The 19858-nt window shown below is 69.7% G+C and carries 18 protein-coding genes and 1 pseudogene; 6 read left to right on the forward strand and 13 right to left on the reverse strand.

Annotated features, from left to right (window positions below; genetic code table 11):
* Positions 1-13: 13 nt before the first annotated feature.
* From ACQHII_RS46565 to ACQHII_RS46590, 6 genes are all read right to left on the reverse strand, one after another.
* Entirely contained in the window at positions 14-1144 is a 1131-nt protein-coding gene (locus ACQHII_RS46565) for an ROK family protein (RefSeq protein WP_427925555.1), read from the reverse strand.
* A gap of 26 nt (positions 1145-1170) precedes the next feature.
* Positions 1171-2064, reverse strand: a complete 894-nt coding sequence (locus tag ACQHII_RS46570; protein WP_427924988.1) for a carbohydrate ABC transporter permease — start codon at positions 2062-2064, stop codon at positions 1171-1173.
* Positions 2061-3014 carry a carbohydrate ABC transporter permease gene (locus ACQHII_RS46575; RefSeq protein WP_427924989.1) on the reverse strand — a complete coding sequence of 318 codons (954 nt, stop codon included), beginning with the start codon at positions 3012-3014 and terminating at the stop codon, positions 2061-2063. The genes ACQHII_RS46570 and ACQHII_RS46575 overlap by 4 nt, the downstream gene beginning before the upstream one ends.
* Positions 3015-3021: 7 nt before the next feature.
* Positions 3022-4323 (reverse strand): extracellular solute-binding protein, encoded by a 1302-nt coding sequence (locus tag ACQHII_RS46580; RefSeq protein ID WP_427924990.1) that lies wholly within the window; start codon positions 4321-4323, stop codon positions 3022-3024.
* 222 nt (positions 4324-4545) lie between these two features.
* Positions 4546-5589 carry a sensor histidine kinase gene (locus tag ACQHII_RS46585; RefSeq protein ID WP_427924991.1) on the reverse strand — a complete coding sequence of 348 codons (1044 nt, stop codon included), beginning with the start codon at positions 5587-5589 and terminating at the stop codon, positions 4546-4548.
* Positions 5586-6260 carry a response regulator gene (locus ACQHII_RS46590; RefSeq protein ID WP_427924992.1) on the reverse strand — a complete coding sequence of 225 codons (675 nt, stop codon included), beginning with the start codon at positions 6258-6260 and terminating at the stop codon, positions 5586-5588. The genes ACQHII_RS46585 and ACQHII_RS46590 overlap by 4 nt, the downstream gene beginning before the upstream one ends.
* A 229-nt stretch (positions 6261-6489) precedes the next feature.
* Between ACQHII_RS46590 and ACQHII_RS46595 the strand changes: the two genes are divergently transcribed.
* On the forward strand, positions 6490-7536 hold the full coding sequence (locus ACQHII_RS46595) for an alpha/beta fold hydrolase (protein ID WP_427924993.1): 1047 nt from the start codon (positions 6490-6492) through the stop codon (positions 7534-7536).
* A gap of 245 nt (positions 7537-7781) precedes the next feature.
* On the opposite strand, the gene ACQHII_RS46600 is transcribed toward ACQHII_RS46595, so the two are convergent.
* Both ACQHII_RS46600 and ACQHII_RS46605 read right to left on the reverse strand, forming a co-directional pair.
* Positions 7782-8009: a helix-turn-helix domain-containing protein gene (locus ACQHII_RS46600; RefSeq protein ID WP_427924994.1), complete on the reverse strand. Its 228-nt coding sequence runs from the start codon at positions 8007-8009 to the stop codon at positions 7782-7784.
* Between the two features lie 128 nt (positions 8010-8137).
* Positions 8138-9721: a glycoside hydrolase family 32 protein gene (locus ACQHII_RS46605; protein WP_427924995.1), complete on the reverse strand. Its 1584-nt coding sequence runs from the start codon at positions 9719-9721 to the stop codon at positions 8138-8140.
* Between the two features lie 149 nt (positions 9722-9870).
* On the opposite strand from ACQHII_RS46605, the gene ACQHII_RS46610 reads away from it, so the two are divergent.
* From ACQHII_RS46610 to ACQHII_RS46625, 4 genes are read left to right on the forward strand one after another with little or no spacing between them, the layout of a single operon-like run.
* The gene (locus ACQHII_RS46610) at positions 9871-11280 is read left to right on the forward strand and encodes an extracellular solute-binding protein (RefSeq protein WP_427924996.1); all 1410 of its coding nucleotides are present in this window, start codon (positions 9871-9873) and stop codon (positions 11278-11280) included.
* An 11-nt stretch (positions 11281-11291) separates the two neighbouring features.
* Positions 11292-12242, forward strand: coding sequence for a carbohydrate ABC transporter permease (locus ACQHII_RS46615; RefSeq protein WP_427925556.1), 951 nt, complete (start codon positions 11292-11294; stop codon positions 12240-12242).
* Between the two features lie 22 nt (positions 12243-12264).
* A complete protein-coding gene (locus ACQHII_RS46620; RefSeq protein ID WP_427924997.1) occupies positions 12265-13137 on the forward strand; it encodes a carbohydrate ABC transporter permease in 873 nt (290 codons plus the stop codon).
* Positions 13134-14528 (forward strand): glycoside hydrolase family 32 protein, encoded by a 1395-nt coding sequence (locus ACQHII_RS46625; RefSeq protein ID WP_427924998.1) that lies wholly within the window; start codon positions 13134-13136, stop codon positions 14526-14528. The genes ACQHII_RS46620 and ACQHII_RS46625 overlap by 4 nt, the downstream gene beginning before the upstream one ends.
* A 112-nt stretch (positions 14529-14640) precedes the next feature.
* On the opposite strand, the gene ACQHII_RS46630 is transcribed toward ACQHII_RS46625, so the two are convergent.
* The 3 genes from ACQHII_RS46630 to ACQHII_RS46640 all read right to left on the reverse strand — a co-directional run bounded on the left by ACQHII_RS46630 (position 14641) and on the right by ACQHII_RS46640 (position 16529).
* Positions 14641-15705, reverse strand: coding sequence for a LacI family DNA-binding transcriptional regulator (locus ACQHII_RS46630; RefSeq protein ID WP_427925557.1), 1065 nt, complete (start codon positions 15703-15705; stop codon positions 14641-14643).
* A 96-nt stretch (positions 15706-15801) separates the two neighbouring features.
* A complete protein-coding gene (locus ACQHII_RS46635; RefSeq protein ID WP_427925558.1) occupies positions 15802-16041 on the reverse strand; it encodes an RICIN domain-containing protein in 240 nt (79 codons plus the stop codon).
* Positions 16038-16529, reverse strand: a complete 492-nt coding sequence (locus ACQHII_RS46640) for a hypothetical protein (protein WP_427924999.1) — start codon at positions 16527-16529, stop codon at positions 16038-16040. The genes ACQHII_RS46635 and ACQHII_RS46640 overlap by 4 nt, the downstream gene beginning before the upstream one ends.
* A 969-nt stretch (positions 16530-17498) precedes the next feature.
* Here ACQHII_RS46640 and ACQHII_RS46645 point away from each other — a divergent pair.
* A complete protein-coding gene (locus tag ACQHII_RS46645) occupies positions 17499-18200 on the forward strand; it encodes a hypothetical protein (RefSeq protein ID WP_427925000.1) in 702 nt (233 codons plus the stop codon).
* 92 nt (positions 18201-18292) lie between these two features.
* Here the strand turns inward: ACQHII_RS46645 and ACQHII_RS46650 are convergent.
* Positions 18293-18523 (reverse strand): annotated as a pseudogene (locus ACQHII_RS46650) (hypothetical protein); the annotation flags it as partial.
* 327 nt (positions 18524-18850) lie between these two features.
* Positions 18851-19849: a sugar phosphate isomerase/epimerase family protein gene (locus tag ACQHII_RS46655; protein WP_427925001.1), complete on the reverse strand. Its 999-nt coding sequence runs from the start codon at positions 19847-19849 to the stop codon at positions 18851-18853.
* Positions 19850-19858 lie beyond the last annotated feature (9 nt).

Below are 19858 nucleotides of genomic sequence, written 5' to 3' on the forward strand. Positions count from 1 at the left end.
GGTGTGGGGGGAGTTACGCGCCCGGGACGAGCGGGCCGAACAGCTCCGTGTCCATGCGGTCCAGCGCCATCTTCACGGCGCCGATCAGGGCGGCGTCACGGCCGAGGCCGGTGGCGCGCAGTTCGATCGCGGGGGTACGGGCGAGGCGCATCGCCTCGCGGACGCGGGGCAGCAGCACGTCGGCCGCGTCCTCCAGGCCGCCACCGAGCACGATCAGCGAGGGCGCCACCGTCCACGACAGGGTGGTGAGGATCGAGGTGATGTTCTCGACGAGCTCGTCCACCTCGGCGAGCGCTTCCGCGTCCCCCGCGCGGGCCGCGTCGAAGCGGTCCAGAGCGATACGGCGCCGATCCGCCTCGGGTGAGGTGAGCCAGGCGACCGGGTGGTTCTCGACCGAGCCGACCGGTATCGAATGCGCCTCGATGATCTCGCCCGCGGCCCCGTCCAGGCCCCGGTGCACAGCGCCCCGGATGAGGATGCCGAGGCCGGTCCGGTTGCCGAGGACCGCCCAGACGACGTTGTCGTGGTCACCGGCCACGCCCCGCCAACGCTCCGCCAGCGCACCGAGGTTGGTGTCGTTGTCGGCGAACCAGGGCATCCGGACGCGCCGCCCGAGCTCCTCGGGCAGACACACGCCCTCCCAGCGCGTGGTGTGCACCAGGCGTCGTACGACACCCTCGTCGTCGATGGCGCCACCGGCCGCGACCGCACCGGCGCGCAGCCGGTCCGGCGAGCAGCCCGCGTCGTCGAGGGCCTCCCGTACGAGGGCCGCCGCGTCGTCGAGCGTGGCCTGCGGGTCCTGGTAGGCGCGCAGCGGGCGGTGCGCCCGGCCGAGGATACGGCCGCGGACGTCGGCCACCACCGCGGACACGTCCAGGGTGCTGATACGGACGGCCGCCAACAGGGCGTGCTCCGCGCGCAGTTGGTACCGGCGGGCGGGACGGCCGGCGCAGCCGCTGGTGGGCACGCGGTCGAGTTCGGTCACCCAGCCCGCCTCGATGAGCGAGTCCAGGATCAACTCGTTGGTGCGGCGGGAGAGTCCGGCCTGCTCGGCGAGCTCGGTCAGGGTCATCGGCCCGGCCGACACCGCCAACGTGCGCAGAATGACCGACGTGTTGACGCGGCGGACGGCGCTCTGGTTCATCCCGTTGGTCGCGGACTTCAGCCGGCTCACCTCATTCCCGTTCCGGCGATGCCCTGCACGAAGTACCGCTGAAGGAACAGGAAGAGCACGAGCACCGGCAGCATGACGACGACGGCACCGGCGAGCATCAGGCCGTAGTCGGTCACGTGGGCGGCCGCTTGGCTGGTGGCCGCGAGGCCCACCGGGAGCGTGTAACTGGACGTGCTCTGGGCGACGATGAGCGGCCAGATGAAGTAGTTCCACGAGTTGAGGAACGACATGATCGTGATCGTCGCGACCGCCGGACCGGCCAGCGGGAGGAAGATCCGGAAGAAGATGCGGAACTCACCGGCCCCGTCGATCCGGGCCGCCTCCAGCAACTCGTCGGGGATCGAGGACGCGTACTGCCGCATGATGAACACCGACATCGGCAGCGCCAGGCTGGGCAGCGCGATACCGGCGAGGGTGTCCGCCAGGCCCATGTCCACGGTGAGCACGAACTGCGGGACGAACACCGCCGTGAACGGCACCATCATCGCCGCCATGACCGCGCCGAACGCGAGCCGCCTGCCCGCGAATTCGAGCTTCGCGAGCGCGTAGCCCGCGGCCGACGCCGCCACGATGTTGCCGGCCACCACCATCGCCGCGACCACGATGCTGTTGACCATGAACCGGCCGAAGCCCTGGGTCCTGAACAGCCGGGTGAAGTTGCCGAGCGTGAAGTGGTGCGGGAGGAGGGAGCCGGGGTCGGAGCGGATCTCGTCGAGGCTGCGCAGCGAGCCGCTGATCCCCCAGACGAACGGGAGGAGGGTGAGCAGCGCGCACAGGACCAGCGCGGCGTAGAGCAGGGGCTGCGCAACTGGTCGCGCCCGTACGGCACTTCGGGCCGTGGCGGAGCGTGCGGCCATGTCGGTGTTCTCCGACGCGGTGACGGCGGTCATGCGCGGGGCCTCAGCAATCGGAACTGGACGACACTCACCAGGGCCACCAGCACCAGCGTCACGAAGGACGCGGCCGAGGACACCCCGAACTCGCCGACCCCGAACTGGTGGTAGGTGTACAGCGCCACGGACTCGGTGGAACCGAGCGGGCCGCCGTTGGTGAGCAGATAGGGCTCGTCGAAGACCTGGAGATAGAAGACGGTGAGCAGCACCGACACCATGAGGGTGGTGGGCAGCAGCAGGGGGACGGTGATGTGCCTCAACTGCCGCCACTTTCCTGCCCCGTCGAGGGCGGCGGCCTCGTAGACGTCCTGCGGGATCGACTGGAGGCCGGCGAGGAAGAGGACCATCGCGGTGCCGAAGTTGCGCCAGACGCCAAGCAGGATGACCACGGGCATGGCCAGGTGCTGGTCGTCCAGCCAGTTCGGTCCGGCGAAACCGAACGTTCCGAGGACCTTGTTGACGGTGCCGCTCGGGTTGAAGGCGTACTGCCAGATCAGGGCGGCGGCCACGATGTTGGTGACGACCGGTGCGAAGAACACCGTACGGAAGAGGCCGCGCAGCCGCCGGATGCCGGAGTTCAGCGCCAGGGCCAGCGCGAAACCGACGCCCATGGTGAGCGGCACGCCGACGGCCACGAAGACGGCGGTGTTCAGGATGTCCCGCAGGAAGGTCTGGTCCCGGAACAGCCGGAGGTAGTTCTCCAGGCCGGTGAAGTCGACGGCGAAGGGATGCCGGAGATCCGCGCCGTGCAGGTCGGTGAGGCTGAAGCCGAGCGCGGCCACGGTCGGGATCGCCGTGTAGAGCAGGAAGACGACGATGAACGGGGCGAGGAACAGCCAGGCGACGGCCGTGCGCCGCAGGCTGCGGTTGCGAGCACGCGCGGGGGCCGTGACCGGTCGGCCGCGCGGTTCCGTGCGTGGCGCCCGTGGGGTGAGGGTGGTGGTCATCGGCGGCTCACTTCGTGCTCGTGCCGACGCTCTCGGCGTACGCCTGGATGTTCGCGGCGGCCTTCGCCGCGGTCTCCTTGCCCTTGGCCACGGCCTCCATCTCCTTGCCCAGCCGGGTCGCGACCTGCTGCCAGGTGCTCACCTGTGGGAACGCCCGAGCCTTCTTGAGCTGCGTGAAGAACGCGTCGAGGAGCGGCTGCCCCTTGATGGCCGCGTCGTCCCAGGCCGACACGACCGCCGGCAGCGAGCTGTACGCCTTGAACTGCGCGACCTGTGTGCTCGGTTGCGAGACGTGGCGGACGAACTTCCACGACGCGTCCGCGTTGCCGCCCGTCGCGAGCACACCCCAGCTGCCGCCGCCGGAGAAGGAGGCACTGCTTGAGGCACCGGCCGGCAGCGGCGCGGTGGCGACGTGGGACGCCGTCCAGCCGGTCTTCTTCGCGGCGGTGTCGAGCTGGCCGACGACCCAGGGGCCGGTGATCATGCAGCCGGTCCTGCCGGAGACGAAGTACGGCTGGGAGTCGAGGAAGGTGGGGGTGGCGGTGTCGGCGGAACCGGACGTGAAGAAGGACGCGTTGTACTTGATCGCGTCGACCATCGCCGGTGTGTCGAGCGTCCACTTGCCGTCGGCGGAGAGCAGGGAGCCGCCTGCCTGCCAGGCGTACATCGCGGCGTCCTGGCCGTTGAAGACGTCCCAGCCGTTGTCGGCCCCGAGCCCGTGCACGGCTCCGGCGCCCTCCAGCGCCTTGAAGAACGGCACCATCTCGGCCCAGGTGGTCGGCGCCTTGACGCCCGCCTTCTTGGCGAGGTCGGCGCGGTAGACGAGGGCGTACGTGTACGCGTACCAGGGCACCGTGTAGGCGACGTCCTCGGCCACACCGGCGTCCCACAGGCTCTTGAAGAAGCTGCCGGAGTCGACGAGCCCGTCCGGCACGGGCCGCAGGATCGCCGGGTCGAGGAACTGCGCCTGCGACTCGGGGAAGAACTGGGCCACGTCCGGGCCCTTGCCCGCCGCGATCGCCGCCTGGAGCTTCGTGTAGTAGTCGGAGTTCGGTATCAGCGTGAACTTCAGCGTGACGTCCGGGTTCGCCGCCTTGAACGGCTTGATCACCTTGTCGAGCACGCTGGCGTCGTCCTGGGTGGCCCAGACATTGACGGTGCCGGTCGCCGGGGCGGTGCCGACCGGCTTGGCGGAGGTCTTCGCGGCGGTGGTCTCGTCGCCGCGCCCGCAGCCGGTCAGGGCGAGGGTGCCGAGGAGGGCTGTGCCGGCGGTCAGTCTGAGGACGCCGCGACGGGAGGGGTTGGACACTCGGTGGCTCCTGTCTCATGACATCACCGAGGGCAGTGATGTTTTTTGTGAGAAAGCACCTCTTGCGGTTTGAGGGACCCAATGGGTGCGATGACGCCTATGCGACTGGCAGTAACGCTAAGAAGTACCTATTTCGACGGCGTGGCGGAGCCGTCACGAATAATTTCGGAACTTGTAGCGAAATCGGGTGCCGGTCTCGCTCCCCGACTCACGGGGTGGGACCTACCGGCTGGAACGGCGCTTGGCCTGGCGGGGCAGCAGGAGCGTGACGCGGGTTCCCCCACCTGGGGCGGAGCCGACATCGAGGCGTCCGTTCAGCAGATGGCCGCGTTCACGCATGGCCGACAGCCCGGTGCCTGTCGAGACCCCCGCGGGGAGCCCGGACCGGTCGACCGGAGTGGAAGGCCGCTGGTCCATCCCGCGGCCGTTGTCCCTGACCGTCACGCTGAACGCCTGGTCGTCGCTGTCCAGTTCCACGAGAAGCCGGTCTGCCCGGGCGTGCTTGACCGCGTTGTTCACCGCTTCCTGCACGATGCGGTAGACGTGGACCTGGGCCTCCGGCGACAGTTCGGTCTCCAAACCGCGCCACTCCGCTCCGACACGCAGCTCGACGTCCAGCCCGAAGGTTTCCTCGGTGCACCGGCAGAGCGTCTCAAGGGCGGGCGCGAGTCCGAGCTGATCGAGGGCGAAAGGCCGCATCTCCACGATCAGGTGCCGCAAGGACGTGATCTGGTTCGCGATCAGGCTCCGCGCCTGGCCGATGGCCTCGTCCATGGCGTCGAGCCGTCCCGTGCCGGCGGCGCCGGACAGGACGAGCTGAACGGCGACCAGTTCCTGAAGGGTCTCGTCGTGCAACTCCCGCGCCCAGCGCCGACGTTCGCGTTCCTCGCCGTCGCTGCGCGCCTGGGCCCGCTCCCGGGCGAGACTCTGACGGCGTGCCACCGCACTGCGGCCCAGCATGAAGGCGCAGCCGATCAGCAGCAGGGGCACGATGTTGAGGCCGTTGAAGAGCGGCTGGTCGGTCATCCGGACCAGCTGTGACACGGAGAGGATGAGCGCGAGTCCGCACAGCGCCGCGAGCCAGGCCCTGCGGACGGCGTTGCTCAGTGCCGCCGCGACGATGAGGACGACGGCGGCGCCGAGCGAGAAGCGCATCACCCAGCGAGGCTGCTGCTGGAGGACCTCGACCGCGAAGGCGACGACGAGCAGCGCGGCACCCGTGGCCTCCATGATCGGGCCGGCCTTGGCGCGCAGCGTGCCGGTCATCCCAGCAGCCCGCGCTCGCGAGCGGCGGCGATGAGGTCCGCCCGTGTCTCGGTCCCGAGCTTGTCCCGAACCCTGGCGCGATGGGTTTCCACCGTCCGGACGGAGACGAAGAGACGCCGTGCGACCTCCTGGTTGGTGTGACCCAGGGCGAGCAGGGACAGCACTTGAAGCTCACGCGCCGTCAGCGAGGCGTCCCCATCGGCACCGGGAGCCCCGGCGCCCGCGACGGCCAGCCGGGCGCCCATGGCGGGCTGCAGATAGGTGCCTCCCCGCGCGATCTGGTGGGCCGCGCCGAGCAGTTCCTCCGCCGCCGCCTCCTTGAGCAGATAGCCCGCCGCCCCGATCCGCAGGGCCGCGCGGGCGAACGCGGGATCCTCCTGCATCGTGAGGATCAGAATGCGGGTGCCGGGTGACGCCGCGAGCAGGTCGGGGATCGACGGCAGACTGGACTGCCCCGCCATGGTGAGGTCCAGGACCAGCACGGACGGCTGTTCCTCCGCCACGACCCGTACGGTCTCCGGGACCGTCGAACTCTCGCCGACGATCTCGAAGGACTCGTCCCGGGACAACAGCGCGCGCATGCCCGCACGGACCACCGGATGATCGTCGGCGATCACCACGCCGAGACGTGACACGGCCTGTACCCCCTGCTCAGCGTGGTCGCCCTTCATGGAAGCAAAGGTACTGGGTGCGGCCGGCGGGCCTGGCTCCCCGGGGCCCGCGGAGCGATCGGGTGAACTCCCGGGCGGCGGGTACGCACACGCCCGGTGCGGGAAACCCGAAGGACGACTGCGGGCGGACACTGAGGCCCCCTGGGCGTCGGAGCCCCAGGATGACCGGTGAGAGACCCCGGCCGGGCGGAAGTGCCCGACCGACCCACACGGACGGAACGGTGCACAGATGATCGACAGGCGTACCTTCGGCAAGGTCGTCGGCGCGGGCGCTGCGGGCACGGCCGCGGCATCGCTCATCGGCCTGAGCGGCTCCGCGGCGGCAGCGTCCTCGCCGCCCGGGCCGGACGCCGCGCCGGCACCGCACGCGGGATCCGGGTCCTTCCCGGCGCTGAAGCAGGTCAGGGCCGGTGAACTCACCATCGGCTACGCCGAGTCGGGCCCGGCCGACGGACCGGCCGTCATCCTCCTGCACGGGTGGCCGTACGACATCCACAGTTACGTGGATGTCGCACCTCTGCTGGCGGCCCACGGCTACCGGGTCGTCGTTCCCTACCTGCGCGGACACGGCACGACGACCTTCCTCTCGCCGACCACGTTCCGCAACGCGCAGCAGTCGGTGATCGCCCACGACATCATCGCCCTGATGGACGCCCTGAGGATCAAGAGGGCCGTGCTCGGAGGCTTCGACTGGGGCTCGCGGACCGCCGACATCATCGCTGCACTCTGGCCGAAGCGGTGCAAGGCCCTGGTCTCCGTGACCGGTTACCTGATCACCGACAGGGAGAAGAACAAGCAGCCGCTGCCGCCCGCGGCCGAGTGGGCGTGGTGGTACCAGTACTACTTCGCGACCGAACGCGGTGCGCAGGGCTTCGAGAAGTACCGGCACGACTTCGCGAAGCTCATCTGGCGCAACGTCTCCCCGTCGTGGAACTTCGACGACGCGACCTACGACCGTACGGCGGCGGCGTTCGACAACGAGGACTACGTCCCCATCGTGATCCACAACTACCGGTGGCGGCTGGGCCTGGCCCAGGGCGACGCCCGCTACGACGGCATCGAGGCACGTCTCGCGGCAGCGCCCGACATCGCGGTGCCGACCGTCACGCTCGACGGGGAACTCGACCCCTTCACGCCGGCCGGCGACGGTACGGCGTACCGGGCCAAGTTCACCGGCCCCTACGACCACCGGACGCTCAAGGGAATCGGCCACAACGTGCCGCAGGAGGCACCCGAGGCCTTCGCCCGGGCCGTCCTCGACGCCGACCGACTCTGACAGACCGCCCCGGCCGGCACGGTGCCGTGGCTGTTCGCAATCGTGGAGGATGACATGACACCTGGAAAGACAGGCTCCGCGGCTGCCGCCGATTCCGGGCGACGTCCCTGGTTCGGTGAGTTGCCGCGGCGCGTTCCCCCGGAGCAACTGGTGGAGACACGGCCCGCCACCGTGCCGGATCCCGCCAGGGACACCTACAGTTCCGACGAATGGCTCACCCGCACCTGTCTGTAGACGGGAGGGAATCACCGGCCGCGCAGAGCCGATGTGGTCCTGCCGGTGCGTTCGCGCAGCAACACCCGCAGGGTGTTGGGGTGTTCGTAGCCGACCTCCCGGGAGATGACCTCAAGGGACAGGCCGGTGGAGCGCAGCAGGTGCGAGGCGCGTTCGACGCGCAGGTCCTGGACGAACCGGATGGGAGACGTCCCGACGGTGCGGTGTACGGCCCGCACCGTTACGTCATCGTCGTGCACGCCCTCGACACCGAGCGGACCGGCGTACCGGCCGAGGCCGTTCCGGCCTACCTCGGCTTCACCATGACCGGCCACATCCCCGCCCGCGCGTCCTGACCGTCACCGCCGAGATCCCCGCCTGACGGCACTCACACCGAGAACTCCCGTATCACCGTGTCGCGGAACACCGCGCTGCCCCCGATCGTGAACAGCGCGAGCCGCGTGTCCAGCAGGTACGGGAACACCTGACTGGTGTGCACGTAGCGGCCGTCGTCGACGAACATCTCCACCGACGTACGGTCCACCAGGATGCGCAGTTTCACCGTGCCGGCGGACGGGTCGAACGGGGTGTGGCTCTCCTGCCACTTGCCGGACGTGTCCGCGTTCACCGTGCCTCGTCGGTTCAGGAAGGCGTAGTCGGCGTAGATTCCGGCGTCGATGTGCCGGCCGCCGTCGGGTGAGCGCCTCAACTGGAGCCCTGCGCCGGTGAGTTGGGACCAGGTGATCTCGGTGGTCACCTCGTAGGAGATGCCGGTGTAGTCGAGCACCGTCGTGCCGTTCACGGTCACGTCGCCCAGGTTCACCGTGCGGGAGACGTACGAGTCGAGGCCGGAGACGGGCTGGGAGGCGAGGTAGTAGGTGTTGTCGGACGCCTTCTTCAGGGTGATCTCGCGGACGACGGAGTCGGTGCCGTTGAAGCCGTCGCAGTCGATGGTGGGAGTGGTGTTGGCGTAGTCCCAGTTGTTCACCCACCCGATCGCGTACCGGGCGGCCGCGTCCACCGCACCGCTCGCGTCCCGCTTCTCGAAGGTGACGGCGCCGTACCAGTCCCAGCCGTGGTCGAGCCACTGCGGCTCGCTCGCGTCGGCGGTGAACGCGCTGCCGTCGAAGGAACCCGTCCAGTAGGCGTACGTGTTGGGCAGCCCCGAGCCCTTCCCGTTGGCGCTCACGCCGAGCACCCACTTCACGGTGCCGTCGCCCGCGGTGACGCGGAACAGGTCGGGGCACTCCAGGACGCCGATGCCGTCGTGGACGTAACCGCCCACGTACGTCCAGGACTTGAGGTCGTCGGAGTGGTAGAAACCGACCTTGTCGTGCTCGGCGAGGGCCATCACCCAGCGGCCCCGGTCCTCGTCACGGATCACCTTGGGGTCGCGGAAGTCGGCGACGCCGGGGTTGGGCAGGATGGGGTCGGTGCCGTGGTTGGTGAAGGTGAGACCGCCGTCGGTCGAGTAGTACAGGAACTGCTCCTGCTGGTCGGTGCCGCCGCCGGGGGACATGGTGACGATGACGACGACCGCACCCGCGCCGAACCCGGCCGTGTTGCCCGTGTCGACCACCGCCGAACCCGACCAGAGATCGCCGTTGGGCGTGGTGTCCTTGGGGACCGCAACCCCTCGGTCGGTGAAGGAGACCAGGTCCGTGGTGGTGGCCAGGCGCCACGCGGTGCCGGTGACACCGGTGAAGTAGTCGGCGTTGTAGAGGTAGTAGTAGCGGTACTCGCCGTCGATCCAGACGGGCCGCTGCGGGTCGTTCTTCCACTGGTCGGGGACCGTGAAGTGATACGCGGCGCGGTAACTCGCCCCCGTCGCCGCGGACTTGGTCTGCGACTCGGGCTTCGAAGCGGCCGTGGCCGATCCGGTGGGCAGCAGCGCTGCGGCGGTGCCCGCCGCCGATCCCGCGAACAGTGATCTCCTGGAAATCCCCGATGAAGTCCCCGATGGTCCGGGCATGGCACATCGTCCTCTCGTGCGGCTCATGTGAACGAGGACTGTAGACCTAACTCGTTAAAGGTCAAGCGTTCCCGACCCTTGACAGGCCCGCCGCCCGGTTCTCATCATCTGGGTCATCACCCCTGAACTAACACGAGTTAGGCCCGTTGATGACTGACTCGCACATCCCCCGCCGCACGTTGCTGCGGTACGGCGCGTACGGGGCCGGAGCAGCGGCCCTGGCCGGGACCGCCGCCAGCTGGGACCGGCTCACGGGAGCCGACATCCCCGGCCATGACGACGGCTCGCTCGTCGTCGCCACCCTCGGCTCCGCCTTCGACCCGGCCACCGTCGACGCCCTCACCAAGGGCTTCCACCAACTCCACCCCGACATCCCCCTGCGGGTGAACGCGGTGCAGGCCGTCGACTGGTCGGACTTCTTCGCGAAGATCCTCACCCAGATCGCCGCGGGCACCGCCCCCGACCTGGTGTATGTGGCCACCGAGGGAGTGCAGTTGTTCGCTCAGAAGCTCGGCGTACCTCTGGACCGCTGGGTGCGGCGGGACGCGGCGGAGCTGCGCGAGTACTTCGCCGACGTCCACCCCTCGTTGGTCGAGTCGATGATGTACGAGGGGCACCTCTACCAACTGCCCATGGAGTTCAACGCCGCTGACATCTACCTCAACAAACAGGTGTTGAAGCGGGCGGGCGCGGGCTTCCCTGCGGCCGACTGGAGCCGCGACGACTTCACCGCGCTGCTGCGGGAGATGAAGCAGGCAGGCGACGCACACTTCACGCCGTACTTCTGGACCAACCGGCTCTGGGGCGGCGTCGTCCCCTGGCTCTTCGCCAACGGCACGAACCTGCTGAAGGAGTCGAAGGCCCCCGGCGGCTCCTGGCTGTGGGACGCCTTCTACCCGGCCGCCGACCGGAAGGGGCGCGGCGGTGGCTTCCGCTGGACGACACCGCAGGCCACCGCCGACCGGGTCGAGGAGGCGTACGACTATCTCGCCTCCCTCGTCCAGGAGGACCTGTGTACCCGGCCCGAGGGCGGCAACGGCAGCAATCTGGTGGGCGTGTTCTCCACCGGCCGCGTCGGCGTCACACCGGCGGGCGGCTTCTGGGCGGGCGGCCTGCACCTGGCCGGCATGCGGGCCGCCGACTACGACGTGCAGTACTTCCCGCGCTGGCGCACCCAGCGCCACCAGTTCGGCGCGGCGGGCTACGCGCTGCTGCGCACCTCGAAGAAGCAGGAAGCCGCCTGGGAGTTCATCAAGTACGCGGCCCGCAAGGACACCATGACCCGGCTGTTCCAGGGCAACCAGACCACCCCGGCCCGCCGTTCGATGCTGACCGCCGCACGCTACGCCGCGACCGGCCCGGCCCACTGGCAGGTCTTCTACGACACTCTCGACCGGTTCCCCGACACCGGCCCGATCCCCGCGCCACCGCAGGTCGCCGAGGTGACCGACGTCCTGCTCAAGTACACCGGCACCGCGCTGGCCTCGCCGCGAGCGGTCGGTCCGGCGCTGCGCCGGATGCAGGGCGACCTGGAGCAGGCCATGGAGCGTGAGATATGACGAACACTCAGATCCCCAACTCCCAGGTCCCGAGCGTACGTTCGCGGCCCGCCGCGCCACCCGCTGTCGCCCTACGGCCGTCCGTCCGTGACCGCGGCTCCCGGCTGCTGGCCGCGCTGTTCCTGGCGCCCACGGTCGTCGGTATCGTCGTCTTCACGGTCGTACCGATCATCGGGTCGATCGTGCTGAGCCTGTTCCACTGGAACGTGATCGACCCGCCCCGTTTCGCCGGCGGCGCCAACTACCGTACGACCTTCACGGATTCGACCGTGCTGGTCTCCTTCCGCAACACGCTCGTCTTCATGGTCCTCGCGGTCGCGCTGCAACTGCTGATCGCGCTGTCGCTGGCGCTCGCGCTGAACGCGCGGATGCCGGGGTGGCTACGGTCGCTGTTCCGTTCGGCCTTCTTCTTCCCCCTGGTACTGTCCGCCGCGTCCATCTCGGTGGTGATGAAGTACCTGTTCAACCAGGACTTCGGGGTGGTGAACTGGCTGATCGGCCTGGTCGGCGTCGCGCCCGTGCCCTGGCTGACCTCGGAGCGCGCCGCGATGGCCACGGTGATCCTGGTCTACGTCTGGCAGCAGTTCGGCTTCTCCTTCCTGCTGTTCGTCGGCGGACTCAACAACATCCCCAAGGAGATCCACGAGGCCGCCGCCCTCGACGGCGCGACCGGCCTGCGCAAGCACCTCGGCATCACGCTGCCGCTGCTGTCCCCGACGCTGCTCGTCGCGTCGGTGGTCGGCATCATCAGCGCCCTCCAGGTCTTCGAACAGCCCTACGTCCTCACCGACGGCGGACCCGGCGACGCCACCCGCACCGTGGTGATGGTGATCTACGAACGGGCCTTCGAGCAGCTCGACTTCGGCGAGGCGTCCGCGGTGGGTGTGCTGCTCTTCGCGCTGATCATGGCGGTCACCGCCGTCCAGTTCCGGCTCAGCCGGCGTTTCGTCCACTACCAGTGAGCCGGTGAGCCGCATGAGCGCTATGAGCCAAGCAAGCTCGACCCTGAAAGCAACGCCGCCCCTGAGTCGCGTACGTTATTCACTCGCCCCCTGGGCCCGGATCGCCGCGCTCACCGTGTGCGCCCTGCTGACCCTGGGCCCGGTCATCTGGACCGTCTCCACCTCGCTGCGCACTCCGGCCCAGTCCTTCGACCTGCCCCCGCAGATCATCCCGACGCACCCGACGACCGCGGCCTACCGCGGGGTCTTCGATCAGATCGACGTGTGGCTGCTCGCCCTGAATTCCACGCTGGTGACGGCGCTGATCGCCGTGGGCCAGATGATCACGGCGGGCCTGGCCGGATACGCCTTCGCGCGGCTGGAGTTCCGCTTCAAGAAGCCGCTCTTCGGCCTGGTCCTGGCGACCATGATGGTGCCGTTGCAGGTCACCATCGTGCCGGTGTTCCTGGTGCTGAAGTCGATGGGTCTCACCGACACGCTCCTCGGCCTGATCATCCCGGCCTTCCCGACCGCCTTTGGAACGTTCCTGATGCGCCAGTACTTCCTTGGCATGCCCAAGGACCTGGGCGAGGCGGCCATGCTGGACGGCGCTGGGCCCTGGCGGATCTTCCGCTCGGTGTACGCGCCGCTGGCCGCGCCTGGTCTGGCGATCGTCGGAGTACTGGCCTTCAACTACCACTGGAACGAGTTCTTCCGCCCGCTGATCCTGGAGACCTCCGGCCAGAACTACACGCTTCCGCTGGGCCTGGTCTCCCTCCAGGGCAACCTCGGCACCGGGTCGATCTCCGTCGTCCTCGCCGGTGTCGTCCTCTCGATGCTCCCCGCCCTCGCCGTGTTCGTCGTCGGCCAGCGCCCTCTGCGTGAGGGCATCACCTCGGCAGGAGTCAACCGTTGAGCCATGACCCCAACGCACCGCGTTTCAGGGTCCGTCCGCCCGTCGGCTGGATCAACGACCCGAACGGGCCGTTCCGTTGGCGGGACCGCTACCACCTCTTCTACCAGCACAACCCCGACGCACCCGTGCACGCGAACGTCCACTGGGGCCATGCCTCCAGCACCGACCTCGCGCACTGGGAGCACCACCCGATCGCGCTCACGCCGACGCCCGGCGGCCCCGACGAGGCCGGCTGCTGGTCGGGCTGCGTGACCGACGACGCCGGCACACCGACCGCCGTGTACACGGGAGTTGACGGTACCCACACCGGACTCGGCACCATCTGCCTGGCGCGGGCGGCCGACCCGGACGACGAGCTGCTGACCGAGTGGAAGCCGCTGCCGACGCCGGTGGTGGCCGGGCCGCCGCCGGGACTGGACGTGGTGATGTTCCGCGACCCGTTCGTCTTCCACCACGCGGACCGGCGCTGGGCCCTGGTCGGGGCCGGCCACGCCGACGGCACACCGTCCGTCCTCCTCTACGACTGCGACGACCTGACCGACTGGCGGTTCGCCGGTGTGCTGCTGGACGGCAACGACCCGGTGGCGGCCGGGGTGTTCGGCGACAAGTCGGTGGGCTGGGAGTGCCCGCACCTGTACCGGACGGGGGGCGGCGACCACGTGCTCCTGGTGTCCCTGTGGGACGGAGACCCCTGCTCCACGGGATACTTGACGGGCCGTCTGGAGCCTCACGGCGAGGGCGAGTTGCGTTTCGCGCCGCGGGCCGGCGGCCGACTCGACCAGGGCCGGGACTTCTACGCTCCCGCCGTGCTCCAGGAACCGGACCGCGCACTGCTGTGGGGCTGGTCGTGGGAGGCCCGCCCGCAGGAGGAGACGGACCGGGCCGGATGGGCGGGCGTACTCACGGCACCCCGGGTGGTCGACGTCCACCCCGACGGTTCACTACGGGTGCGCCCGGCCCCGGAACTGGACCTACTCCGCCCGGCCGAACCGTTCGTCACCTCGCCGCAGGGCCGGATCCCGCTTCCACAGACGTACGACCTGACGGTCACCGCATGTGAACCGACCACGGTGAGCCTGCTCCGGGACGCGGTGGGCCAGGAGCTGACCGTCCGTGCAAACCCCGCCGCCGGGACCGTCGTCCTCGACCGCACCGCCTGGCCCCGCACCGGCAGGGAAGGCTCCGCCCCGATCACCGTGCACGTGCCGAAGGGACCGGAACTCACGCTCCGTCTGCTCGTCGACGGCTCGCTCCTCGAACTCTTCGTCGGAGACCGGGCCATGGTCACCGAGCGCGTCTACCGGCGCCCCGACGACATTGCCGAGCTGGTCGTCGAGGGGCCGGGGGCCCGGGTCACGGGGTGGGCGCCGGACCGAGGAAGCCGCGGCTGACGAGACCGGCTGGCCAGGCGTCCGGCCGGTCGAGGGCGGGGTCTGGTCGACGCTGATGGCGTCCAGGGGCAGTCGGGCCACCGCCTCGCCGATGACCGGCTGGGTGTTTCGGTCATCGGCTGGGTGCCGGACCCACGGAAGCCCGATTGACCACAGGACACGCCAGTCGTCGGATGGTCGGCGGTGGTGTGTGGCCGGCTTCGATGGTGTTCAGGAGCAGGCGGGCCGCCGCCTCGCCCATTGCCCGGTGTGGCAGTGCGACCGAGGTGAGCGGTGGGGTGAGGAAGGCGGCCATGTGCTCCTGGTCGTCGTAACCGACCACGGACAGCTCGGCGGGTACGTCGATCCGGAGCCGGGTTGCGGCGTGCAGGACGCCCGCTGCGACCCGGTCGTTGTAGCAGAGGACGCCGGTGGGGCGGCGGTCCGGCTCGACCCCGTCGAGGAGGCGTAGTGCTCCCGCGTACCCCGCGGAGATCTCCCCGCCGCCGCGCACGATCCACTCCTTGGGCAGGGTGACGCCCTCGGCGCGCAGCGCGTCGCGGAAGCCGCGGGTACGTTCCGCCGAGGCGATGTCGTCCAGGCCGCCGATCACGGCGAGGCGGCGGTGGCCCGCGCCGAGCAGCAGCCGGGCCGCCGTACGGCCACCGGCGCGCTCCGCGGGGACCACGGCGGGCAGGGAGTCGTCCTCGGGCAGGCAGTTGGCCAGCACGGAATGGGTGCGGTGCAGGCCCTCGGGGACGCGGACCCGGCGCAGGGACATGGCCGCGTAGATGATGCCGTCCACGCGCCGGTCGAGCAGTTCCGCGACGGCCGCGTCCTCCTTGACCGGGTCACCGCCCGAGTCGACGGTGAGGACGAGGTGGTCGCTGTCCCACGCGGTCTCCATGGCACCGCGCAGCAGCCGGCCGGCGAACGGCGAGGACGCGATCTCGTCGGTGACCAGCCCGATCACAGCCGTACGGCGCTGGCGCAGCCCGCGGGCCACCGGGTCGGGCCGGTAGCCCAGCCGGGTCGCGGCCTCCCGGATGCGTTCCTGGGTGGCGGACGAGAGATTGCCCTCGGCCCGGCCGTTGAACACGAAGGACACCGCGGTGTGCGACACACCGGCGAGCCGGGCGACGTCCCGCGACGTCGGTCGCCCGGTACCCGTGCTCCCGCTCTCCTCGGCACCGCCCACGCCGCCCGCCGCCCTCACCCAGCCCGTCACTGTCGATCACCGTCCACCCTATCCGCGGGGAGCGTCGCGGCACACGGCACAACCGGCGCGATCGTCTCAGCGCGCGGTGAGTCTCCACAGGTGGTCGGCGGTGCCGTTGTCCGACCACTGAAAGACCTGGGCGCCGGAGGCCGTGCTCATCTGGTCGACGCCGAGCAGCAGGCCGCTCTTCTGATTGACGATCTTGTAGAGGCCCTGGCCCGCCGCCACGAGGGTCCAGTTCTGGTCGGTGCCGGAGGTGGACGTGGTCTGGACGACCGAAGTGCCTTGCGCGGTGGCCGCGTTGAGAGTGTTCAGGGCGAGGCCGCTGTTCTGTTGGTGATCTGGTAGCGCCCGGCCAGAGAGGTCGAGGTGCCGATCGGGGTGATCGTCACGTGGTAGCTGTCGGCGGCGTTCATGGTGACTGGCACGGTGATCGAGCCGTTCGAGACCGGGTAGTCCGTGTCGGAGATGGCGATCGGACCCGGAAAGGCGGTGGTGCGGCCGGTGTCGGTCAGGGTGTCGCCGAGGGTGCCGTAGTGGTTCCAGAAGGCCGGCTTGGCGTCGTGGACGCCCGCTCGCTCGAACTTGGCGGCATAGCCGATGAGGGCGCCGGAGTCGCCCATCTCGCTGGGCGTGCCGTACTCCTCGATGCCGATCGGCCGCGGGCTGATGCCGAGGCTCGACTCCATGGCCCGGTAGGCGGCCACATGGGCGGGGATGTTCGCGCTGCCTTGCAACTCGTGGCAGGCGATCACATCCGGCACGGTGTTGTTGGCCTTCGCCTGGGTGAGGAACGTGCTCATGTCGCTCTGCTTCCAGCGGGAGTTGCTGGGCCCCTGGATGGGCGTGGTGGTGTCCTTCGAACGGATCTCCTTGTACGTCGTGTTCCAGGCGGAGTTGAACGGGCCGGCGTCGGTGGTGTCTCAGTTGAGGTCCGGCTCGTTCCAGATCACCCAGGCGGCGAAATTGGTCGCACCGGAGGACTGGTCGTCCGTGAATCCACCTGAGCCTCCGCCGAACAACAGCGGGCCACAATCGGGATCAATTGAGCAGTTGCACCAGCTACGCCACAGGCGAGGTGGCCGGTGAGCGCGTCCAACTGCCGGGGCCACGGTCTGATGGCCCCGGCATCGGCCGTGCCGTCGACCGCGGGCGCGATGGTGCCCCGGTCGGGCGGAGGCGAAAGCAGCACGGTGACGGGAGGGAGAGGGGCCGGGGGCGAGTGCGTGCCGGGGTGGTGGCCCAAAGCGGCGAACGGGTCGTAGCCGAGGCCGGTGCCGGTGCCGGCATCAGCAGGTAGAACGGCGCCTGGTCGGCGAGCAGGCGCGCGGTGGGGGCCGGTTGGCCGGCAGCAGTGGCAGGCAGGGTGCGGCGCGAGGCGGTGCAGCACGATCGCGTAGCCGTCGGCGGGGGTCGGTTTCGCGCTGTGTAGCACTCGGCCGACGGTGTGCGGCAGAGTGCACGGACCGGTGACGGGCCCGAAGCGGATCATGTCGTTGGTCCCCCCCCCGTCAGAGCTGAAGAGCGCGGACCGGCCCCGAAGGACCGGTCCGATTCAGTCGGCGACATGGGCGGAAAGGGCCAGTTCACCGCTGAATGTCACCCGACCGGGTGGGATCGGCGGCCTGCTTTCGAGGCCCGTCGCCTGCCCATACGCCCTGGACCTGCCGTAGCGGCCATGAATGGCGTGTTGCGGGCATTGCCGGACACTTCGGCCGGGAGCAGCATGCGCGTACGACGGGACCCGACAGTGGACGAACGGGAGGACCGCTATGGAATCCGACAGGGAAATAGGGCTGCGCCGCTTCGAACTGGACCAGCGCGTCGCGGCTGCCGGGGGCACCAGGCTCCCCGGCGACCTGCACACCGAGTCGCATTTCTCCGCACTGCTCGACGAGTGCACGGCGTTACTCGGCCACATCGACTTCATCGAGACGCACGACGGACTGACGGCCGCCGCCACGGTCGGCAAGAGCTCCAGGGTCACCTACGACCCGGCGTACTCCGCGGTCGCCGCGGGCTACACGTACACGGACGACGGCCCGTGGCGCACCGCCTCGCTCCTGCACGAGATCATGCACGTCAGCACGTACGAACAATATGTGAAGCCCACCGATCCCAAGGTGGTGCGCGACTGGCTCCAGGCCACCTTCGACTACTCGGACAAGGCCGGCTGTCAGCCGAAGGACCAACTGAACGCGGTGGAGGCGAATCTGACGTCGCTCCACAACCTCGCCCTCGCCGACAAGGAACTGGACAAGGATCTGCTCGCGCACGTGACCTGGCGCTACCAGTACGCCATGGCATCGTCCCTGGTGCACTACGACACGGTCCTGCTCGACCTGCTCGTCTATCTGCGGCTGAAGGGGTACACCCTCAAGAACCAGTTCTACGCGTATGTGACGAAACTGTCGGAGGAAGCGCGTGAGCGCCGGATCTCCCCGGGCGACAACGCCGTCATGATCGTTTCCTGAGCCCCGGCGCCGTACGCGTGCGGCCGGGTCCCCTTCCGGAAGGGAGCGGGGATCCGGCCGTTCCCAGGTCCGGTACGCGGCGGTCAACCCCGAAGCACCGCTTCCGTGGCGCGAATGCTCAGCGCGTAGGCCGGCGACCCGCGCCCCTCACCGGGCTGCTCGGCGCCGTCGTACACGTCGAACAGGCGGATGGACAGCAGTTCACCTGCGCCCTCGCGCAGCGTGGCCCCGACGTCGGAGGCCGGGAGGTACGCATCGACGGCCAGCGCGACGTCCTGTGTGGCGACTGGGAAGGTGGAGATGCCCGGCGCCTGCCGGGTGTCGAGGTCCATGGACCTGGTTGGGTTCCTGCCCGGGCGGACCGGCCGGCCGTGGCGGCGACTTCTTCGAGTGCGGCGTGGACTGCCTCGGCGTCGCACCACAACCCGTCCAGCAGGTCACGCACCCATGTCGCGGTCGTGCCACCCGGGTTGCTCGCCCGTGCGACCCGCGCGGTCAGAGCCGGGACTTGCTCACCGGAACGGGGGCGAAGAGACAAGAGACGCCTCGCCGACCGCTTCGGTCCGCGGAACGACCCAAGCATGTCGGCCTGAACTCGACGACCACGGCGGTGCGTTCAGGAACGCACCGCCGTGAGTGGGGAGTTGGGCCTACACGGCCGCCGCTGCGGCGTGCAGGTTCTTCGCGGCGAGGGCGAGTCCCTCGGTCTGGGAGTAGGCGGCGTCCTCGTGTTCGATGTTGACGGCCATGTCGGGGTCGATCTCGGCGAGGGCGCGCAGGAACTCGGTCCAGAAGGGCACGTCGTTGCCGATGCCGACGGCGACGAACTTCCAGGCGGGGTTCTGGGGCCAGGAGTTGCACCAGAAGCCGTAGCCGGTGGGCACCTTGTCGGGTGCGTCGGCCGGCACGCGGGTGAACGACGTGTCGAGCACGCCGCGGATGTCGGCGCCCGGGCAGAGCGTCGCGTCCTTCGCGGCGGCGTGGAACACCAGCGGGCCGAGCCACTTGATGGAGGCGACGATGTCCATGCCCTGCCACATGAGGTGTGAAGGGTCCATCTCCGCGCCGACGTTGGTGAGAGAGCCCTCGTCGACGAGGCGCTTGAGGGTGACGGGGGAGAAGACGAGGTTGTGGGGGTGCATCTCGATGGCGACCCGGACGTTGTTCTCCCGGGCGAGCGCGTCGATCTCCTTCCAGAACTCGACCGCCACGCCCCACTGGTAGTCCAGGACGTCCATGTAGACGCCGTCCCACGGATTCACCACCCAGGACGGGTACTTGGCGTCGGGGTCGGAGCCGGGGGTGCCGGACATGGTGACCACGTGCCGTACACCGAGCAGGCCCGCGAGGCGGATCGTACGGCGCAGGTCGTCGGCGTGCTTCGGGCCGACCCCGGGCAGCGGGTTGAGCGGATTGCCGTTGCAGTTGAGGCCGGTCAGCTCCATCCCGCGGTCCGCGAAGGTCGCGAGGTACTCCTCGCGCGCGGTCGCGGAGGACAGCAGCAGGTCGACCGGGCAGTGCGGGGAGGGGATGAAGCCGCCGGTGTTGACCTCGACGGAGGTCAGGCCGTTTTCCTTGAGGATGTCGAGGGCTTCGGTGAGCGGGCGGTCGTGCAGGCAGGCGGTGTAGGCGCCGAGCTTGAGGGACATGCGGGTGCT

Origin of the sequence: Streptomyces sp. cg40, from assembly GCF_050320165.1 — a bacterium.
Lineage (GTDB): Bacteria > Actinomycetota > Actinomycetes > Streptomycetales > Streptomycetaceae > Streptomyces > Streptomyces hokutonensis.

Excerpts from the sequence above, each read along its gene's own strand:
- ACQHII_RS46590 (WP_427924992.1), bottom strand. The coding sequence starts at position 6,260 with ATGAAGGGCGACCACGCTGAGCAGGGGGTACAGGCCGTGTCACGTCTC.
- ACQHII_RS46565 (WP_427925555.1), bottom strand. The coding sequence starts at position 1,144 with ATGAACCAGAGCGCCGTCCGCCGCGTCAACACGTCGGTCATTCTGCGC.
- ACQHII_RS46645 (WP_427925000.1), top strand. The coding sequence starts at position 17,499 with ATGGAATCCGACAGGGAAATAGGGCTGCGCCGCTTCGAACTGGACCAG.
- ACQHII_RS46640 (WP_427924999.1), bottom strand. The coding sequence starts at position 16,529 with ATGAGCACGTTCCTCACCCAGGCGAAGGCCAACAACACCGTGCCGGAT.
- ACQHII_RS46595 (WP_427924993.1), top strand. The coding sequence starts at position 6,490 with ATGATCGACAGGCGTACCTTCGGCAAGGTCGTCGGCGCGGGCGCTGCG.
- ACQHII_RS46585 (WP_427924991.1), bottom strand. The coding sequence starts at position 5,589 with ATGACCGGCACGCTGCGCGCCAAGGCCGGCCCGATCATGGAGGCCACG.
- ACQHII_RS46570 (WP_427924988.1), bottom strand. The coding sequence starts at position 2,064 with ATGACCGCCGTCACCGCGTCGGAGAACACCGACATGGCCGCACGCTCC.
- ACQHII_RS46610 (WP_427924996.1), top strand. The coding sequence starts at position 9,871 with ATGACTGACTCGCACATCCCCCGCCGCACGTTGCTGCGGTACGGCGCG.
- ACQHII_RS46575 (WP_427924989.1), bottom strand. The coding sequence starts at position 3,014 with ATGACCACCACCCTCACCCCACGGGCGCCACGCACGGAACCGCGCGGC.
- ACQHII_RS46620 (WP_427924997.1), top strand. The coding sequence starts at position 12,265 with ATGAGCCAAGCAAGCTCGACCCTGAAAGCAACGCCGCCCCTGAGTCGC.
- ACQHII_RS46605 (WP_427924995.1), bottom strand. The coding sequence starts at position 9,721 with ATGCCCGGACCATCGGGGACTTCATCGGGGATTTCCAGGAGATCACTG.
- ACQHII_RS46655 (WP_427925001.1), bottom strand. The coding sequence starts at position 19,849 with ATGTCCCTCAAGCTCGGCGCCTACACCGCCTGCCTGCACGACCGCCCG.